The organism is Staphylococcus sp. GDH8C109P, from assembly GCF_017893405.1.
Classification (GTDB): domain Bacteria; phylum Bacillota; class Bacilli; order Staphylococcales; family Staphylococcaceae; genus Staphylococcus; species Staphylococcus cohnii.
In genome coordinates this window covers 5,654-5,919 of sequence record NZ_JAESMX010000018.1, presented here as the reverse complement: position 1 = coordinate 5,919, position 266 = coordinate 5,654, and the positions used below count along the sequence as shown (strand labels likewise).

Below are 266 nucleotides of genomic sequence, written 5' to 3'. Positions count from 1 at the left end.
CCTTTAAAATTCAAAATAAAGGCATTTAAAATTTAAATAGTTCTTGTGATAAAGTTTGCTAAAAAGGAGTTTGTATATTTTATGTGGTTACGTTTTTCAGTGCAATTACTTTTGTCTATTTTGATGCTAGTTTTTATATATCAACAAATAAATCAAAGTCATTTAGATTTTTGGTTTATTATTTATTACTTATTTTTTATGGCTGTGGTTTTATTTTGGAAACCTTCAGAAAACAAAAAATAGATCGCGCATTTATGCCGAGAAAA

At 24.8% G+C, this 266-nt stretch carries 1 protein-coding gene; it reads left to right on the top strand.

Translation table 11 applies throughout. The features are described 5' to 3' along the window. Positions 1 to 83 precede the first annotated feature (83 nt). On the top strand, positions 84 to 266 hold a 183-nt coding region (locus KA867_RS09675), incomplete at its 3' end, for a hypothetical protein (RefSeq protein WP_210137851.1).